The sequence below is a fragment of the Stenotrophomonas sp. ZAC14A_NAIMI4_1 genome (assembly GCF_003086915.1).
GTDB lineage: Bacteria > Pseudomonadota > Gammaproteobacteria > Xanthomonadales > Xanthomonadaceae > Stenotrophomonas.
On the sequence record NZ_CP026002.1, the window covers coordinates 119,508 to 136,535 of the forward strand.

14 protein-coding genes are annotated in these 17,028 nt (G+C 70.6%); 4 read left to right on the plus strand and 10 right to left on the minus strand.

Annotated features, from left to right (window positions below):
• The first annotated feature begins 41 nt into the window (after nt 1-41).
• A complete protein-coding gene (locus C1926_RS00475; protein WP_079224605.1) occupies nt 42-428 on the plus strand; it encodes a BlaI/MecI/CopY family transcriptional regulator in 387 nt (128 codons plus the stop codon).
• Between the two features lie 3 nt (nt 429-431).
• On the plus strand, nt 432-2,357 hold the full coding sequence (locus C1926_RS00480; RefSeq protein ID WP_108757900.1) for a M56 family metallopeptidase: 1,926 nt from the start codon (nt 432-434) through the stop codon (nt 2,355-2,357).
• Nucleotides 2,358-2,443: 86 nt separating this feature from the next.
• Here the strand turns inward: C1926_RS00480 and C1926_RS00485 are convergent, their stop codons facing one another.
• From C1926_RS00485 to C1926_RS00495, 3 genes are all read right to left on the minus strand, one after another.
• Entirely contained in the window at nt 2,444-2,767 is a 324-nt protein-coding gene (locus tag C1926_RS00485) for an I78 family peptidase inhibitor (protein ID WP_108757901.1), read from the minus strand.
• 84 nt (nt 2,768-2,851) lie between these two features.
• Nucleotides 2,852-3,880, minus strand: coding sequence for a ribonuclease H-like domain-containing protein (locus C1926_RS00490; protein WP_108757902.1), 1,029 nt, complete (start codon nt 3,878-3,880; stop codon nt 2,852-2,854).
• A complete protein-coding gene (locus C1926_RS00495) occupies nt 3,877-6,366 on the minus strand; it encodes a DEAD/DEAH box helicase (RefSeq protein WP_108757903.1) in 2,490 nt (829 codons plus the stop codon). The genes C1926_RS00490 and C1926_RS00495 overlap by 4 nt, the downstream gene beginning before the upstream one ends.
• Before the next feature lie 198 nt (nt 6,367-6,564).
• Between C1926_RS00495 and C1926_RS00500 the strand changes: the two genes are divergently transcribed.
• On the plus strand, nt 6,565-7,047 hold the full coding sequence (locus C1926_RS00500; protein WP_108757904.1) for a hypothetical protein: 483 nt from the start codon (nt 6,565-6,567) through the stop codon (nt 7,045-7,047).
• 37 nt (nt 7,048-7,084) lie between these two features.
• Nucleotides 7,085-7,759, plus strand: a complete 675-nt coding sequence (locus C1926_RS00505; RefSeq protein ID WP_108757905.1) for a hypothetical protein — start codon at nt 7,085-7,087, stop codon at nt 7,757-7,759.
• A 239-nt stretch (nt 7,760-7,998) separates the two neighbouring features.
• Here the strand turns inward: C1926_RS00505 and C1926_RS00510 are convergent, their stop codons facing one another.
• Genes C1926_RS00510 through C1926_RS00540 form a run of 7 tightly spaced genes read right to left on the minus strand, consistent with a single transcriptional unit; the run spans nt 7,999 to nt 17,026 of the window.
• Nucleotides 7,999-9,807: a hypothetical protein gene (locus C1926_RS00510; protein ID WP_108757906.1), complete on the minus strand. Its 1,809-nt coding sequence runs from the start codon at nt 9,805-9,807 to the stop codon at nt 7,999-8,001.
• The gene (locus C1926_RS00515; protein WP_108757907.1) at nt 9,804-11,969 is read right to left on the minus strand and encodes a hypothetical protein; all 2,166 of its coding nucleotides are present in this window, start codon (nt 11,967-11,969) and stop codon (nt 9,804-9,806) included. Before C1926_RS00515 ends, C1926_RS00510 begins: the two co-directional genes overlap by 4 nt.
• Nucleotides 11,966-13,084: a BatA domain-containing protein gene (locus C1926_RS00520; protein ID WP_108757908.1), complete on the minus strand. Its 1,119-nt coding sequence runs from the start codon at nt 13,082-13,084 to the stop codon at nt 11,966-11,968. The genes C1926_RS00515 and C1926_RS00520 overlap by 4 nt, the downstream gene beginning before the upstream one ends.
• On the minus strand, nt 13,081-13,977 hold the full coding sequence (locus C1926_RS00525; protein WP_108757909.1) for a DUF58 domain-containing protein: 897 nt from the start codon (nt 13,975-13,977) through the stop codon (nt 13,081-13,083). The genes C1926_RS00520 and C1926_RS00525 overlap by 4 nt, the downstream gene beginning before the upstream one ends.
• A 7-nt stretch (nt 13,978-13,984) precedes the next feature.
• A complete protein-coding gene (locus tag C1926_RS00530) occupies nt 13,985-14,968 on the minus strand; it encodes a MoxR family ATPase (RefSeq protein WP_108757910.1) in 984 nt (327 codons plus the stop codon).
• Nucleotides 14,969-14,984: 16 nt separating this feature from the next.
• Nucleotides 14,985-15,692: a DUF4159 domain-containing protein gene (locus tag C1926_RS00535; RefSeq protein WP_079224628.1), complete on the minus strand. Its 708-nt coding sequence runs from the start codon at nt 15,690-15,692 to the stop codon at nt 14,985-14,987.
• Nucleotides 15,692-17,026 (minus strand): TldD/PmbA family protein, encoded by a 1,335-nt coding sequence (locus tag C1926_RS00540; RefSeq protein ID WP_108757911.1) that lies wholly within the window; start codon nt 17,024-17,026, stop codon nt 15,692-15,694. The genes C1926_RS00535 and C1926_RS00540 overlap by 1 nt, the downstream gene beginning before the upstream one ends.
• Nucleotides 17,027-17,028 lie beyond the last annotated feature (2 nt).

Genomic DNA, 17,028 nt, shown 5'->3' on the forward strand with positions numbered 1-17,028 from the left:
ACGCAGACAGTGACGACACGTGTAGTCAAGGGAGTGGTGTCATGCGTGGCAAGACCATCGGGGACCAGGAGCTGGCCCTGCTGCAGTACATCGATGAACATGCGCCGGCCAGCGTCGGCGAGGTCGCCAGTGGCTACGGCGAGGCCCGCGGGCTGGCCCGTTCCACCGTGCTGACGATGATGGAGCGGCTGCGCGCCAAGGGGTATCTTCAGCGCGAGCAGCAGGAGGGCGTCTACCGCTACCAGGCCACCCGTGGCCCGGACAGCGTGCTGCAGGGCGCCGTGGCCCAGTTCGTCGACAACACCCTGCAGGGCTCGGTGTCGCCGTTCGTGGCCTACCTGTCGCAACGCCAGGAAGTCAGTGACAACGAACTGGCGGAACTGGAAGCGCTGGTCGCCCAACTCCAATCGCGTCGCCACGAGGGCTGAGCCATGGACACCACGATGCTGATCCCGATGTTGGAACGCCTGGGCTGGACCAGCCTGCAGACCGTGCTGTTGGTGGCCCTGGTCTACGGCCTCTGCCGCGCCTTGCCCTCGCTGTCGGCCAGCACCCGCTGCCGCCTGTGGTGGCTGGTGTCGCTGCAGGCGGTGCTGGGCCTGTTCTGGAGCCAGCCGCTGCAGCTGGCCTGGCTGCCGGCGCCGCAGGCCGTGGCAATGAGCGCCACCGATCTGGCCGCCGATGCGATCCATCCGATGGCGCCGGAACTCTCCGCGAACCTGCTGGCCACGGCGCCGATCGACCAGGCCCCTGACATCGCCGCGTCAATCGGCAGCGGCGTATCGCCGATGGCCTGGTGGGCGATGGCGCTGGCCGCGCTGTGGCTGTCCGGCGTGCTGGTGATGGCGTGGCGCACCTTCGGTGAGTGGCGCCAGTGCCGCGCGCTGCTGGCGGCCTCGCATCCCTGCGAAGACGCGGCCCTGGTGCAGGCGCTGCAACTGGCTGCCGATGCCCATGGCCTGCGCCGCGCACCGCGCCTGTGGATGAGCGGGCAGGTGGACGCACCGCAGCTGGTCGGCCCGCTGCGCCCGGTGCTGCTGCTGCCGGCCGGTGCCAATGCCCTGCAGGGCGATGCGCTGGATCTGGCACTGACCCACGAGCTGCAGCACATGCAGCGCCGTGACCTGCAGTGGGGCCTGCTGCCCGCACTGGCCCAGCACCTGTTCTTCTTCCATCCGCTGCTGCGCCTGGCCGTGCGCGAATACGCCCAGGCCCGCGAAGAAGCGGTGGATGCGGCGGTGGTCGGCCAGCACGGTGCCAGCCGCCATGCCTATGGCCGCCTGCTGCTGCAGCTGGGCGTGGCACCGCAACCGCACCTGGGCGTGGCCAGTGCCGCGCCGAGCACCACCAGCCTGAAGCGCCGCCTGATGAGCCTGCAGCCGCGCCGTGCCTGCCCGCGCATCCTCGCCATCGGCCTGACCGCCCTGGTGGTTGCGGTGGGCGTAGCGCCGATGCGCCTGGTGGCTGCCCCGGCACCGCCTGCGCCGCCGGCACCGCCGAAGGTGGTCCCTGCACCGCCCGCACCGCCGGCCGCGCCCGCTGTGCCGGCCAACGGGGTCCATCTGGTGATGCCCAAGCCGCCGGCACCGCCCGCCGCGCCGTCCGTCCCCGCTGCGCCGTCTGCACCGCCCGCGCCTCCGGCACCGCCTGCCGAGGATGACGACAGCTACACCACGGTGGGCGAACTGCACCTGGGCAACGATATGGAACGTGGCCACGTGCTGATCGACCACGGCCGCAGCTATGCCAGTGCGACGATCGATGACATCCAGCAGGCCCGTCGTGATGTCGGCCGCGATGGCCCGGTGCTGTGGTTCCGCGAAGGCAACAAGCGTTATGCCGTGCGTGATCCGGCCCTGATCCAGCCGCTGCAGCGCGTCTATGCGCAATCGGCCGAACTGGGCCGCCAGCAGGGCCAGCTCGGTCGCGAGCAGGGGGTATTGGGGCGCCAGCAGGGTGAGCTGGGCCGCAAGCAGGCCGTGCATGCCCGGGAAATCAGCCGTGTGGCGACGCAGGCGGCAAGCAGGGCAGTGCGCGAGAGCGACATCAACCGCCAGGGCGCAGCGGAAGCCGCGAGGGCGGCGAGTGGTGCGGTGGATGACGCCGCGATTGCCCGCCAGGCCGCAGCCGAGGCGCGTCTTGCGATGCGTGAAGTGCAGGCGGTGCAGGACGCACACAGCCACGACATCAGCGAACTGGCCAACCAGCAGGCCCAGCTGGGCCTGCGCCAGGCCGCGCTGGGCAGCCAGCAGGCCGAACTGGGTGAACGCCAGGCCCAGCTGCAGGCGCAGGCGTCGGCACAGGCGAAGCAGGTGATCGCCCGCGCGATGGCCAGCGGCAAGGCCCAGCAGCTCTGACAGAGCGGTAGCGCCGGGCCATGCCCGGCGAGCGCAGCGGCGCGTATGCGAATGGAACCCGCCGGGCATGGCCCGGCGCTACCCCATCAACCGCAGCTGGCGCGCTCGATCCGGTTCTGCTCGTCCACGCGCACGGTGACCCGGTCCTGGCGGAAATCCATCGTCACCGCCATGCCCGGCTTCACCACGCGTGCGTTGCGCGCACCGCTGTCGGCCACCAGCTTCTTGATCGTGGCCTCGTCGGCCGTCTTGCCGGTGAAGGCCTCCAGTGCCTCCGGACGGCATTCGTGCGGGCCTTCGGCGCCCTTGGCCGGCAGGGTGCCGGTGTCGGCGGTGCTGTTGGCACCGGCATGGCTGCAGGCCGCGAGCGGCAGGATGCTGGCCAGCGGCAACAGGGTTGTACGGCGCATGGGCACGGCTCCGGTGAAGGGACAGCGGGCAGTGTCGCCGCTGCGCGTGTCAGCGGTGTCAACGCCGCCTGAACCCGCGCGCGCTCAGGGCTGCACCAGCGCCAGCGTTTCGCGCTCGCGCTGTTCCTCGCGGATCAGCCGCTGCAGCAGCAGGGCCAGGGTCACCACGTCCTGGTGGTTGTGGTCGGCCACGCGGCGCAGGTTCACTGCATCGCCGCCGCGCAGGTAGCGCAGCCACGCCGCGGGTGCTTCCGAACCGGGCAGGTCATCCTCGCGCACCACGCGCAGCAGTTGGCGCTCGATGGTGGACAGCTTGCAGTTCTCCCAGCTGCCGCGATAACGGCGGCGGGTGGGATAGAGCAGGTCGACGTGGTCCAGCGCGGTGATCGGATCGCGCTGCCGGGCCAGCCGGTAACGCGCCTTCAGCAGCGGCGCATCGTAGCTGCGGCCGTTGTAGCTGCAGAACACCGTAGACGGCTGCAGCCAGCTGGCGAAGGTGGCCAGCATCGCGTCTTCCGCCGCCATGGTGGACATCAGCAGCTGGCGGATGCGCAGGCCTTCGCCGCGCTGCGGGCAGGCATGCCAGTCCGCAGCGCCGATCATGAAGGCGCGGGTGCCGGTGCCGCCGGCGAGGCCGGTGGTTTCGGTATCGAAGAACAGCAGGTCGCGCGCGGCCACGTGCTCGCCCTCGCGGCGCGCGAAATCCAGTGACAGTGGCTGCGGGGGAATCGCCTGCGGCTGCAGCGATTCGATCAGGAACAGGCCCGGTGCGATTTCTTCGCCGGGCAGCTGCCGGTCCTGCGCGCTGGCCCGTGCCGGGGCGGCGCTACCGCGCGTGCGCAGGCCCAGCAGGCGACGCAGGCCGCCCACTTCCGGCCGCCGCAGCGGTGCCGGTGCCGCGGCCGTCGCAGGTGCCGCCGTGCCGGTCGGCTTGTGGCGGATTTCCTGCTCGACCCAGGCGAACACCGAGCGCTCGGCGGCGGGCTGCCGCGCGTCGTTGGCAGCTACCGGAGCAGATGCCGTGGGCGGCGGCTCGGGCGCGGCAGGGGCGCTCGCCTTCGGGTCGCCGGCCTGCTTCCGCAGCAGGCGCAGCTTGTCCAGGCTCAGGCTCACGGTGCCAGCAGCTCCATCGGGTCACGCGGGGTCACCACCACGTCGCGCACGTGCTGGCAGGCCTGCGCATCGAACAGGTCCAGCACGCGCAGCGCCAGCGCACGCGGCGAAGTTTCATCTTCTTCCTGCGCGGCCAGCACCGGGCCGACGCAGGCCGGGCAGCCGGCCTTGCAGTCGCAGCGCTGCACCAGTTCGCGCGCGCGCTGCACCAGCTCGGCCTGGCGCTGCCACAAGGGCTCGCTGAGGCCGACGCCGCCAGGGAAGTTGTCGTACAGGTACACCGTCGGCACGAATTCCTGCAGCAGCTCGACGATGCCCGGATCACCCTCGCCGCCGCGCAGCTGGCCGCGACCGGTCTGGTCGGCGATCGCGAACCAGGAACCGTCGCCGTTGCCGACCGACTTCTGCAGGTCGCGCGCATCGGCCATCACCGCCACGGTGGCGACGATGTGCAGTGCGTAGGCGGCACCGAGGAAGCCATCCAGCGCATCCTGCTTGCTGGCGAACGCGCGCAGCAGCAATGCCTGCGGCAGCTGCCACCACACTGCAGTGGTGTGCAGTTCCTGGTCGGGCAGGTTGACCGGGCCGTAGCCGATGTTCTCGTGCGTGTAGTAGCGGATCTTCTTGTAGCCGGCCACGCGGCGCACGACGTGGACTTCGCCATGGTGCGAGTCGCCACGGCCGGCCACGCCGCCGTCGAAGCGGTCCAGCACCTTGAGCTTGGTGAAGTCGATGCTGTCGGTGTAGTAGTCCACATGCGTGCGCGTGACGTAGGCCTTGCGGCCTTCCCAGTCCAGCGTTTCCACCTGGTACGGGGTGGACTGCACCATGTGGATGGCGCCTTCGTACAAGGTGAGCGCGGCCGCGGAATAGTCGACCTCGGCGATGATCTGCTGGCGGCCATCGCTGCGGTCGACCACCACGAAGTTGCCATCGGCCACCGCGCGCAGGCTGACCGCGTTGGCCGGGTAGCTGTCGGCGATCCATTCCCAGCGCTCGCCTTCGCGATGGATGACCTCGGTCTCGGCCAGCGCTTCCAGGAACACTTCCGGATCGATCGGGCCGAAGCCATCACCCACCCGGAACGGCAGTTCGAAGGCCGCGCAGCGGATGTGGTCGAACAGGATCAGCGGCTGGTCCGGTGCGATGCGCGCGTGTTCGGGCGAGGCCTCGGCGAAGAAATCCGGATGCCGCACCACGTACTGGTCCAGCGGCTGCGAGCTGGCCACCATCACCCCCAGCGCGGGCTGCTGGCGGCGACCGGCGCGGCCGAAGCGCTGCCAGGTGGCGGCCACGCTGCCGGGGTAGCCGTTGAGGATCACCACGTCCAGGCTGCCGATGTCCACGCCCAGTTCCAGCGCCGAGGTGCTGACGATGCCGTCGATGTTGCCCGCGCGCATCGCACGTTCTGTCTCGCGGCGTTCGGTGGGCAGGTAGCCACCGCGGTAGGCGCGGATGCGCGGCGGCTTGCGCGGGTCGTGGTCGAAGATGTCCTTCAGGTACTTGGTCAGCACCTCCACCATCAGCCGGGTCTGCGCGAACACCAGCGTCTTCAGCCCGGATTTGATCGCGATGCGGGCGATGCGGTTGCTCTGCGATCGCGCCGAGGCACGCAGGCCCAGGTCCGGGTTGATCACCGGCGGGTTCCACAGCAGCACCTGCTTGGGGCCGCTGGGCGCGCCCGATTCGGTGATGGCGGTGACCGGCGCCTCGATCAGCGCTTCGGCATGCGCCTGCGGGTTGCCGATGGTGGCCGAGCACAGGATGAACTGCGGTTGCACGCCGTAGAACGCGCAGATGCGCTTGAGCCGGCGCAGCACGTTGGTGACGTGGCTGCCGAACACGCCGCGGTAGGTGTGCACCTCGTCGATGACGATGTAGCGCAGGTTCTCGAAGAACTGCGCCCACTTGGTGTGGTGGGGCAGGATGGCCTGGTGCAGCATGTCCGGGTTGGACACCACGATGTCGCCGTGCAGGCGGATGGCCTGGCGCGCATCGCCCGGCGTGTCGCCATCGAAGGTGAAGGCCTTCACGCCGAGGTCGCCGGCGCGGTTGAGCTCCAGCAGCTCGGCCACCTGGTCCTGGGCCAGCGCCTTGGTCGGGAACAGGTACAGCGCCTTGGCCTTGTCCTGCATGGCCGCGCTGACCACCGGCAGGGTGTAGCACAGCGATTTGCCGCTGGCGGTGGGGGTGACGATGGCCACGTGCTCGCCGCGCTGGCTGGCCTCCCACGCTTCAGCCTGGTGGCTGTAGAGCTGTTCGATGCCGCGTGCCTTCAGCGCTGCAGCCAGGGCGGGCGGCACCGAACCGGGCAGCGGCGCATAGCGGCCCTCGCGGCCGGGAATGGCGAAGCTGCCGGTGATGCGGTCGTGGTAGCGGCGCTGCAGGCGCGCACTGAGCAGGGCGCCATCGCGGGCGGGCAGGCCGTCGCGGGTGGCGAGCTTCTGCTCGGCGTCGGCGGTGCGCTTGGCGAGTTCGTAGGCCATGGAAGGTGAAGCCGGGACGGTTTGCGAGGGGTCACATGGCACCACAGATGGGTCTCAGGGTGTGAGACCGCGTGCCGGGATGCAGTGAATCATTCAGTGCGGCGGCACGGACACCGCTGGCTGAATGCCGGCAGCGCAGGCAACGAAATCTGAAGCCGTGATGCGTATCCTCGAGGATTGCACGCAACAGGCAGGGCGATGGCTGTGGCACGACGGGAACTGCAGGGAGCACTTCTGGCCGGCATGATGCTGGCCGCCACCGCGCAGGCGCAGCAGGCCACGCCGGTGGTCGAGCCCAGTGCGCCATCGCCGTTGCCTGCGCCGCCGCAGGAAGATGTCACCACCCTCGGCGAAGTGCGCGCGATCAAGCCCGAAGATGACGAGCCGCTGGATCTGTACCGCTTCAAGAACCCGGTGAAGTTCGGTGACAACCGCTTCAGCCGCGACTGGAGCGAGCCGCCGTCGCCCGAACAGGTGAGCATGGGCGGTGGCTACATCATGATGGGCGTGGTGAAAGGCCTGACTGCCGCTGGCAAAGGCCTGAACAAGCTGACCGGTGGCCCCGACCAGATCCAGTCCGCCATTGCCCGGCCACCACCGGAACTGACCGCCGAGCAGCAGCGCCGTGCACAGCAGTTCTGCGAGCAGCAGGAGGGCTGCGATCCCCCGGCCGGGAAGTAGGCGCTATCCTGCCGCCTTTCCTTCCGAGGCTGCCTGGATGCTGCTGCGCTCCCTTCTCCTGCTTGCCACGCTGAGCCCGCTGGCTGCGGCGGCCAGCGACCTGGCCGACGGTGGCTCCTGCCGCAACGGCCTGTTCCCGTCCGCGCAGTCTGGTTTCGCGCTGGCCAGGGTGGTGGGCACGCAGCGCCTGTACCTGCTGGGCGACATGGACGGCTGCCCGGCCAAGGGCGAACCGGCCTGCCGCCAGCGCAGCTACGTGGTGAGCGGCGATACCGTGGTGACCGGCCGTGACCTGGGCGCGTACCGCTGCGCGTTCTATCCGAACAAGGTGGGCGGCAGCGCGGGTTGGGTCGACCGCAGCAAGCTGCAGCCGTTGCCGGTGGCAACGCCGTCCCTGCAGGACTGGGCCGGTGACTGGAAGGATGGCGACAACGGCCTGCGCATCTCTGTGCGTGGCGGCCAGCTTCATGTCGAAGGTGATGCCTACTGGCCCTCGGCCAACCCCACGCCGGAACAGCGGCCGTATGGCCCGAACATGGGCCAGGTGGAAGCGCAGGCGACGCCGCGTGGCAGCCAGGTGGATTTCGTCGAGGACAGCTGCACGGTGCACGCCCAGGTGCTGGGCGACGTGCTGGTGGTGTCCGACAACAGCGAATGCGGTGGCATGAACGTGCGGTTCGACGGCGTGTACCGGCGTACCGGGGCGCGGTGAGGGATGGGGTCAGAGCCCTTTCGCGTGCGAAAGGGATCCGACCCCGCCGGGATCAGTAGATCCACGCCATGCGTGGATGCCGTCTGCGATTCCATCGATGGGGTCAGCGCCCTTTCGCGTGCGAAAGGGATCCGACCCCGCCGGGATCAGTAGATCCACGCCATGCGTGGATGCCGTCTGCGATTCCATCGATGGGGTCAGAGCCCTTTCGTGCGCGAAAGGGATCCGACCCCCGGCTGTCATCTGCGCCGTTCCAGCCACCACAGCAGCGACACGCACAGTACGAACGCCAGCCACCACGGCCAGCGCGGGCCCGGCACCGGCTGCATCGCCGCAGCACCCGCAGGCGTGGCCGTTGCCAGTGCCTGCGTGGTTGCATCGATCATCGCCTGCCGATGCAGCACCGCTGCCTCATTCGCGTCGAACACATAGCGCCAGACGGTCGCCTCACCATGCTGCAGGCGTTGCCAACCTGCCGCGCGCGGCCACCAGCCGGCGCAGCGCAGCGCCGCCGTCGCGCCATCAACCACCAGCGGCACGCCCGCGCCCTTCGCATCGAACGCCTGCAGCGGCGCCTGCACGCCGCACAGGGCCTGCCGCTCTCCTGCCCAGGCAATCGCTTGCGCTGACCACAGTGCATCCGCGCTGGCTTGTGCGCGTGCCAGCGTGGCGATCACACCGCTCCACAGTTCGCCGTGGCGATCATCGCGGCCGGCCAACACCCAGCGCCAGCTGTCGGTGACCGGCAGCAGGCCGATGCGGCCCTTGCCGACGCTGCGCCAGCCACCGAGTGCCTTGCCCGCGCGGTCATGCAGCAGCGCGCTGCCATCGGTGGGTTGCAGTGCCAGCACCTCCAGCGTGGGCAGGGCGGCGCTGTGCGAGCTGCGGTCGGCCGCTTCGCCGTCGGCGCTGGGCAGGGTGGTCGAGCCCAGCGGGCCACGCCGTGCGGCAAGCATCGTGCTCTCACCATCGGCGGGCAGATCGACCACGTGGCTGCTGCCATCGCCCTGCACCGGCAGACCGAGATCGCGCAGGCGCTGGCGCGCGCTGGCCGAGGGTGCACCGGCGCTGCGCACCAGCACACCGAGGCCATCGCGCAGTGCCTGGCGCACCGCCGCCAGCTGGACCGCGCTCAAACCTGCCAGGCTGCGTTCGTCCAGCAGCAGCAGATCGCTGCGCGCCAGCGCGGCCGCATCCAGCGGCACCGCGCCATCGCCCACGCTGAGGCCGGCGCCGGTGTCGGCCTGCACCTGCACGCGCAGGCCGGTATCGGTAGCCCAGCGGCGCAGGTACTTCAGTTCCGGCCCGGGCGCGCTGGCACGCACCAGCATGCGCAGCGGTGCCGCCGCCAGCGTCTGCTGCGGTACCGGCACGCTGTCCAGCACGTGCGACTGCGCGTCGAGCAGGCGCAGATGGAACACGCTGCGGCCCGGCGCGCGGGCGATGCCACTGAGCTGCACGCGGCCATCGGCGGCCAGGTCCGCGCGATCAACCACGGTGTCGGCCGGGTCCAGCAGTTCGGCGCGGCCAGCGCTGATGCCGTGCGCCTGCGCGTGCACCTCGAAGCGCGCACCGGGCGCTGCGTCGGCCGGCGGCTGCAGCGCAATCCAGCCGCGCGGCGCAGGCGGCGCCTGCCACTGTACGTGCGCCGGCAGCACGGTGTCGCGGTCACGCGCGGCCAGGCCGGCGCCGACCAGGGTCAGCGTGGAGGCCGGGTGCTGGCGCAGCGCCGTCGCCAGATCAGGTACGCGCTGGCCGCCCGGCACATCCGCCGCTTCCGGCAACAGCAGCAGCGGGCCATCGCTGGCAGGCAATGCGCCGGCAGCGGAGGCGTCGGCAGTGAGCACGACCAGGCCGCCCGCAGGCTGCTGCTGGCTGGGTGGCTGCAGGCAGAAATACAGCAGCGCCGCGGCGATGGCCTGCACGCCCAGCCGGACCGCGCGGCGGCCGCGATGCGCGGTAGGCGCGTGCAGCTGCAGCGCGCTGGCGATGACGACGATCGCCGCCAGGGCCACGGCCAGCCACAGGTTCAACGGTGGGGCGTTCATGGCTGTACCTCCAGCGCATCGAGGTAGCGCTGGCCCATCGCATCGGCCGCACTGCGCCGCATCACCTGCGGCAGCGGACGCTGCAGGGCGCGCCACAACTGCGCGCGCAGACGCTGGCGGCAGTCGCTGCAGTCCGGTTCGATGCGCAGCTGCTCGATGGCGACGGCCAGGTCGAGGGCGTCGGGCAGGAAGGCGGCGTTGCGCTGCTGCCAAGCCGCCAAAGCGTCCAGGTCGGGCGTGCCGTCACCGTCGCCCAGCCGTTGCCAGGCCTCGACGATGGCCGGGTCCGGCGCTGTGCCTGCGGCCAGCGGCAGCTCGCGGCTGGCCAGTCCCGTGCGGTCGCCGCCGAGGCGGCGGCCTTCGTCGATGGGCGGCAGCTCGGGGCCGACGCGGGCCAGGTAGATGCGCTCGGCCTGCTGCACCTGCTTGATGAAGCCCAGCGCCTTGTAGGCGAACGGCAGCGCCTGCTCGGGCCGGCCCTGGCGCAGCTCGCCTTCGGCCGACCACATCTGGTCCAGCGCGGCCTTCAGGGTGGCGCGGGTCTGCGGGTCGAGCAGGGTGGCGGCCTCGGCGTGGTCGTGGGTGTGGCCGTACTCGGACAGCACGTCGGTGGCGCTGCCGAACACCGGCGGCGTGCCGGCATTGCCGGCGGTGCCGCCGTGGTCGTGGCCATGCGCATCATGGCCATCGTCCTGCGCGTGCTGATGTTCGTCGTCGTGATCGTGCGAATCGGCTGCGGGCGTATCGCTGGTGGGCAGGTCGCTGGTCGGCGGCGGCTTTGGCGCGCCCTCGCTTTCTTCGCCGAGGAACTGGCCGTAGCGCAGGCGCAGGATGCGCTGGTCGACGCCGATCGCATCGCTGCGCTTGATGAAGTCATCGGCGGCCAGGCTGCGGCGTTGGCGGATCAGCGCTTCGGCATCAATGATGATCTGCCGCTGGCTGCGGAAATACGCCGGCAGGGTCTTCTTGATGCGCCCTTCCAGCTCCGCACCTAGCGCGACTTCGGTGGTCGGCAGGCGCAGGATCACGCTGCTGCTGCGCCCGGTCTGCGCGCTGGGGGCGTGGTTGTCGCGCACTTCCAGCTGGGCGATCACATCGTTGCCGGGCTGCGCGCCCAGCGCGGCCAGGTCGAGCGTGTGGGCGAAGCGTCGCGTGGTGGGCTCGCCGCTGCCGGTGAGGGTGACGTTGCGCTGGACGAAGGTGATGTTCTCGCCGCTGCCCTGGGTGGTGGTGATCGACAGTTTTGCCTGCGCGGCCACGCCATAGTCATCGCTGGCTTCGAAGCGCAGCGCCCATTGCCGCTGCCCGGGCGTGCCCAGCACCAGGCTGGCGGCCGGTTCCAGCACGCGCACGCTGGGCGCGCGGTCGGCCACCACATCCAGCCGGTACAGGCGGGTGCTGGCCAGCGCCGGCTCGCTCACCACGCGGTACAGCACCGGCGTGCGGGCCACGTCCTGCGCCTGCCATTGGCCATCGTTCTCGCGCAGCGGCAGCCGGCGACCATCGTGGAACTGCAGCCAGGCGCTGCTGGGCGCACGGTCGAAACGCAGTGACCACGACAGCCGGCTGTCCGCGGCCACCTTGGCATCCAGCGCGTTCTGGGTGCGGGTGGCCTGCCCGGTGTAGGCCGGTGCATCGATCTGCAGGCGGGTTGATTGCAGCTGCAGCGGGCCGACGGCCGCAGCGGGCGCCGTTGCCGTGGCACTGCTGCCTGCAGGCATGCCCGTGCTGCGCGGCCAGCCCAGTGCGAGCAGGGCGATGGCCAGGCCGCCGGCCCAGCACAGCGCCAGTGCGGCGCGCGGCCAGCGCGGGCGCAGGTCCGGCATCGTGCGTTCCAGCGTGGCCAGCACATGCGCGCGCTGGCGCTGCTGCAACGGGTTGAGGCGGGCGACATCGGCAAACAGCAGGTCGGCGCTGTCCTCGCTGCGGCCGCTGCCGTCGAGCTGGCGCTGCAGCCAGCGCGGGTCCATCCGACGCGCCCGCGCCACTGCCACGCCCGCGCAGGCAAGCAGGGCCAGCGTGGCGACCACGCTGGCGGCATCGAAGCCGGCCAGCCGCAGGGCCAGCGCGGTGGCGGCCAGCGCCCACGGCAGCCCGAGCAGCAGGGTGATGCTGGCGCGGCGGCGTCGTGCGCGTTGCCAGGTGCGTTGCAGCGACGTCATGCCGGCCTCCGCGCGCGGCGGCTGGCCATCCCGCGTTCCAGCGCGAACAGCAGCACGATGGCCAGCAGCAGCCAGGGCGTGGATTCACGCGGTGCGGCAACGCTCGCGGGCAGGACTGCCTGCTGCGGTGCCTGGTCCTGCGCATCGGCCACGCGCGCGGGCGGCGGCGGTTGCAGGGCCATCAACAGCGACTGCGGCAAACGTGCATCACGCAGCGCGGCGTTGTGGGCGGCGTCCCACTCGCCGGGCAGCGACAGCAGGCGGCCCTGGCCGACGCGCTGCTGCCACAGCAGCGGCGCGCCCTCGGCGGTGCGCAGGCGCACGCTGGCGCCCTGCGCAGGAGCGGCCGCGGTGAGGACGCTGCCGCCGTCGCGCAGCCAGGCCTGCCAGGCAGGCGGCAATGCACCGGTACCGCTCCACACCGCAATCTCGCCGCGCGCGGGCAGCGTATCGGCAGGCAGCTCGGCGGGTGCAGGCTGGGTGCTCCACGCACGCTGCAGGGCGCTGATCCACTGCCGCGCGCTGGCCGGTGCGTCGGCATGCACGCGCAGGCGTGGCGGCGCCACGATGGCCTGTGTGCTGGCGGGGGCTGCAGGGTGCGGCTGCCAGTGCACGGGTCGCGACAGCTGCAGGCGTGCGCCATCCAGGCCCGGCAGCGGATCGGGCACATGCACGGTCAGCGCGGTGCCGGTGGGCAGCTGCGCGTCCAGCTCGCGCAGCAGGCTGGCCAGCGGCGCAGCCACGTCGGGCGCCGGCTGGTCGACGGACGGGAAGCCGGGCGCCAGCCAATGCCAGTGGGCTGCTTCGCTGCTGCCGCGCAGTGCGCGGGCATCCAGGCCGGGCGCCACCACCGTCCACGCGCCGGGGGGCGGTGCGCTGCCGGTCAGCGCCGGGCGCGCCAGCAGCAGCGCCAGTGCAGCCAGCAACAGCAGGCGCACCAGCAGCAGCGGCCAATCATCGAAACGGATGCGCTGGCGCGGGCGGACCTGCGCGCGCAGCCAGCGCAGTGCGGCGAAATCCAGCGGCGTATACGGATGGCGCCGCGCCAGGTGGATCAGCAGTGGCAGCAGCCATGCGGCCAGCGCCGCCAGGCCCAGCGGGAACAGCAGCGTCATGCGCCGCCCCCGCGGCCGAACACCACCTGCAGTGGCTGGTCCAACGGCTGGTCGAGCCAACCGGTGGCGCTGGCGATGCCGCTGGCCTGCAGGCGCGACTGCAGGGCGCTGTGTGCGGCAGCGAAGCGCTGCAGGTAGTCGGCGCGGATCGCGGCGCCATCGCCCAGCAGTTCCTCGCCGGTTTCCGGCTCGCGGAAGCGGTGGCCGGCATCGAACGGGAAATCACGCTCGTCGGCGCCCAGCACCTGCAGCAGCATCACCTCGCGGCGTGCGCTGGCCAGCTGTTCCAGCAGCACGATGCTGGCCTCATCAAAGCCATCGCCGATGGCCAGCAGCAGATCGCCGGGGCGAACGCGCTCCCACAGCGGGCGCAGGCGGTCGGCCGCCGGCCAGCCACCGCGCGCCTGCAGGGCATGCAGCTGCAGGTGCACACGATCACGCTGGCGTGCGCCGTTGCCGGCCGGTACCAGTTGCAGGCCATCGCCGTTGACCGCCAGCAGGCCGAAGCGATCACCCTGCTGCAGGGCCAGTTCGACCACGCAGGCGGCGAGCCCGCGCATGTGGTCCAGGCGGGTGCGCTGCGGCGCCGCGCGGTCGGCCTGGCCGGCCGAGGCGGTGGCGTCCAGCAGCAGCCAGACGGTGATCGGGCTCTCGCGTTCGGATTCGCGCACGAAGAAGCGGTCCGAGCGGGCGTACAGCTTCCAGTCGATCTGGCGCAGTTCGTCACCCGGCTCGTAAGCGCGGTACTGCGCGAACTCCAGGCCGGCACCGCGGCTGCGGCTGGCGTGCTGGCCGATGCCGCGTGCGCCACTGGCCAGGCGCGGCCGCAGCCGCAGCGTGCGCAGGCGCGCGCGCAGTTCCGGTGGCAGGGTCAGCGGCGTGCCGGTGCTCACGTGTGCTTCAACCCGGGAACGGCACGGCCTGCAGCAGGGCGGCGACCACGTCGTCGGCCCGCTTCTGTTCGGCTTCGGCGGCGAAAGACAGCAGCAGGCGATGGCGCATCACCGGTGCAGCCAGTGCCTGCACGTCCTCGCGGGTGGCGGCGAAGCGGCCCTGCAGCAACGCGCGTGCCTTCGCCGCGAGCACCAGCGACTGCCCGGCGCGCGGGCCAGCGCCCCACTTCACCCATTGGTTGATGGCGGCCGGTGCGCCGTCGCCGGGACGGCTGGCGCGCACCAGGCGGGTGATCCAGGCCAGCACATCGGGGCTGACATGCACCTGGCGCACGGCGGCCTGCAGCGCGATCACCGCGTCGCCATCCATCACCTTCGGCACCGCCCCGGTGGCGCCGCCCGTGGTCTGCTCGATGATGCGGCGCTCTTCGTCTTCGCTCGGGTAATCCACCAGCACGTGCAGCAGGAAGCGGTCCAGCTGGGCTTCTGGCAGCGGGTAGGTACCGGCCTGTTCGATCGGGTTCTGCGTGGCCAGCACGAAGAACGGCGCGGGCAGCTCGCGCGTGGTGCCTGCATGGCTGACCGTGCGTTCCTGCATCGCTTCCAGCAGCGCCGCCTGGGTCTTGGGCGGGGTGCGGTTCAGTTCGTCGGCCAGCAGCAGGTTCGTGAAGATCGGGCCCTGCTGGAAGCGGAAATGGCGATGGCCGGTGCCGTGGTCCTCTTCCAGCAGCTCGGTGCCGAGGATGTCGCTGGGCATCAGGTCGGGAGTGAACTGCACGCGGCGGAACTGCAGTTCCAGTGCCTGGCCCAGCGAGCGCACCAGCAGGGTCTTGCCCAGGCCGGGCGCACCTTCCAGCAGGCAGTGGCCGCCGGCCAGCAGGCCGATCAGCAGCTGCTCGACCACCGTGTGCTGGCCGACCACCGCACGCGCGAGCGCCGCGCGCAGCTCATCCAGGCGCGGCAACAGGGAATCGAGGTCGGGGCTGGTCATGGTCGTGCAGGTCCTGTCAGTTGTTCAGCGCGTACATCACGATGTTGACGCCGAAACGGGTGTTGTCTTCGGCAAGGAAACGCTTGTTGCGCCAGTCGTAGTCCCACTCGCAGCCGTAGTCCTTGTTGCTGTAGAGCAGGCCCAGGCGGCCATCCACCTCGATGCCTTTCAGGTAGTCATGCACCAGGTCGTCGCCCCAGCCGTTGAGCTCGAAGCCGGTGGCGGGCGGGCCATCGGGAAAGCGGAAGAAGCTGCGGTACAGCGCATGGGTGTTGGGCAGTTTCTGCAGGGCTTTCGGCCCGAACAGGCGGCCCATCTGCGCCTCGAACGAAGTGGCGAACAGGCCGTCGATGTCGTGGTTGCAGTCATCGACGAAGACGAAGCCGCCATTGCGTACATAACGCACGAAGTTCTGCCGCTCAGCGGCGTTGAACTCCACCAGCGTGTGCCCGGCCAGGTAGCAGAACGGCGCTTCCAGCATGCGCGGGTCGGCCAGTGCCACCACGTGTTCCTGCGGGTCCACGCGCAGCGAGGTGTAGTCGATCAGCGAGGTGATCAGGTTGGACGGCATGCGCGCATCCACGTCCCAATCGCCGGAGTCGTACTGCAGGCGGGTGAACCAGAAGTCGTAGCGCGAACTGCGCGGGCCTGCCTGCGCGAAAGCGGGCAGCGCCGCCGCCGAAGCGGCAGCGGCCAGCCAGCGCAGGCAGGCCCGGCGATCCATCAGACCGCGTCGGACAACGAGGTGAAGGTGAAATCGCGCAGCTTCATCGGCGGGATCATCATCACGAAGCTGGATTCATCACCGGCCACGCGCACCGGCCGGCCCAGTTCCTCGATGTTGTTGAGCATGATCACCGGCGATTCGTTGAAGCGGAAGTTCTTCACCGGGTGCTTGATCTGGCCGTTCTCGATGTAGAAGGTGCCATCGCGGGTGAGGCCGGTCAGCAGCACGGTCTGCGGGTCGACCATGCGGATGTACCAGGTGCGGGTGACCAGGATGCCCTTCTGGGTGCCGCGTACCAGGTCGGCCGTGCTCTTGTCGCCGCCACTCATCAGCAGGTTGCCCGGCGTGGCCTTGGCGGTCTTGCCCTGCTTCTGCGCCCAGAAGCGCGAGTAGTCCAGGTTGGCGATCTTTCCGTTCTCGATGATGGCCATGCGCTCGCGCGGCATGCCTTCGCCATCCCACGGCAGCACCGGTGCCTCGGCATGCCACGGGTCGGCGTACATGCTCACGCGCGGGTCGTAGACCTGCTCGCTCAGCTTGTTGCCGCCACCCTTCTTCGACAGGAAGCTGCGGCCTTCATCGGCCGAGCGCGCGCTGAAGAAGTTCATCATGAAGCTGATCAGGCCCGCAGCCGCCGCCGGCTCCAGGATCACCGTGTACTTGCCCGGCTCCAGCGCCTTGGCTTCAGCCGATTCGGTGGCCTTGCGCATGGCGATGCGGATGTCCTGGTCGGCCTTGAAGTCCGCCGCATCCTTCAGGTTGCGGCCGACCCAGCCCGAACCGCGGCCATCTTCGGTACGCACGGTGCAGGTGTAGTCGAAGCTGGTGGTGCGCTGGTAGGCGAAGTTGCCGTTGCTGTTGGCGGTGGCCTGGAATCCCTGGCCATCTTCGAGGAAGCCGGCAGCAATCAGGCCGTTGCCCCGGCACGGCGCGATGGAATCGGCGGCGACCTTGGCGCGGAACGCCGGATCAATCGCGGCGGTGGATTCGCTGAAGGTCGGGCTGGGACGGTAGCTCTGCTTGCCGATGGCGGGCATGAACTCCGGGTTCTCCGGGGCCAGGCGGGCCAGGTCCTCGGCGCGGCGCACCACGCGTTGCAGCGCGGCATCGTCGAACTCGTTGATCGAGGCGGTGCCCACGCGCTTGCCGAAGGCCACGGTGACGGCCAGCTCGGTGTTGTCGACGATGCCGCTGGTGGAGACGTTGTTCAGCGCGAAACGGATGTTGCCGCTGATGGAACCGGCCAGCACGGCGGTGCACTCATCGGCCTTGGACAGGGCGATGACCTTGTCGAGGATGGCCTTGGCCTGGGCTTCGGTGAAGATACTCATGG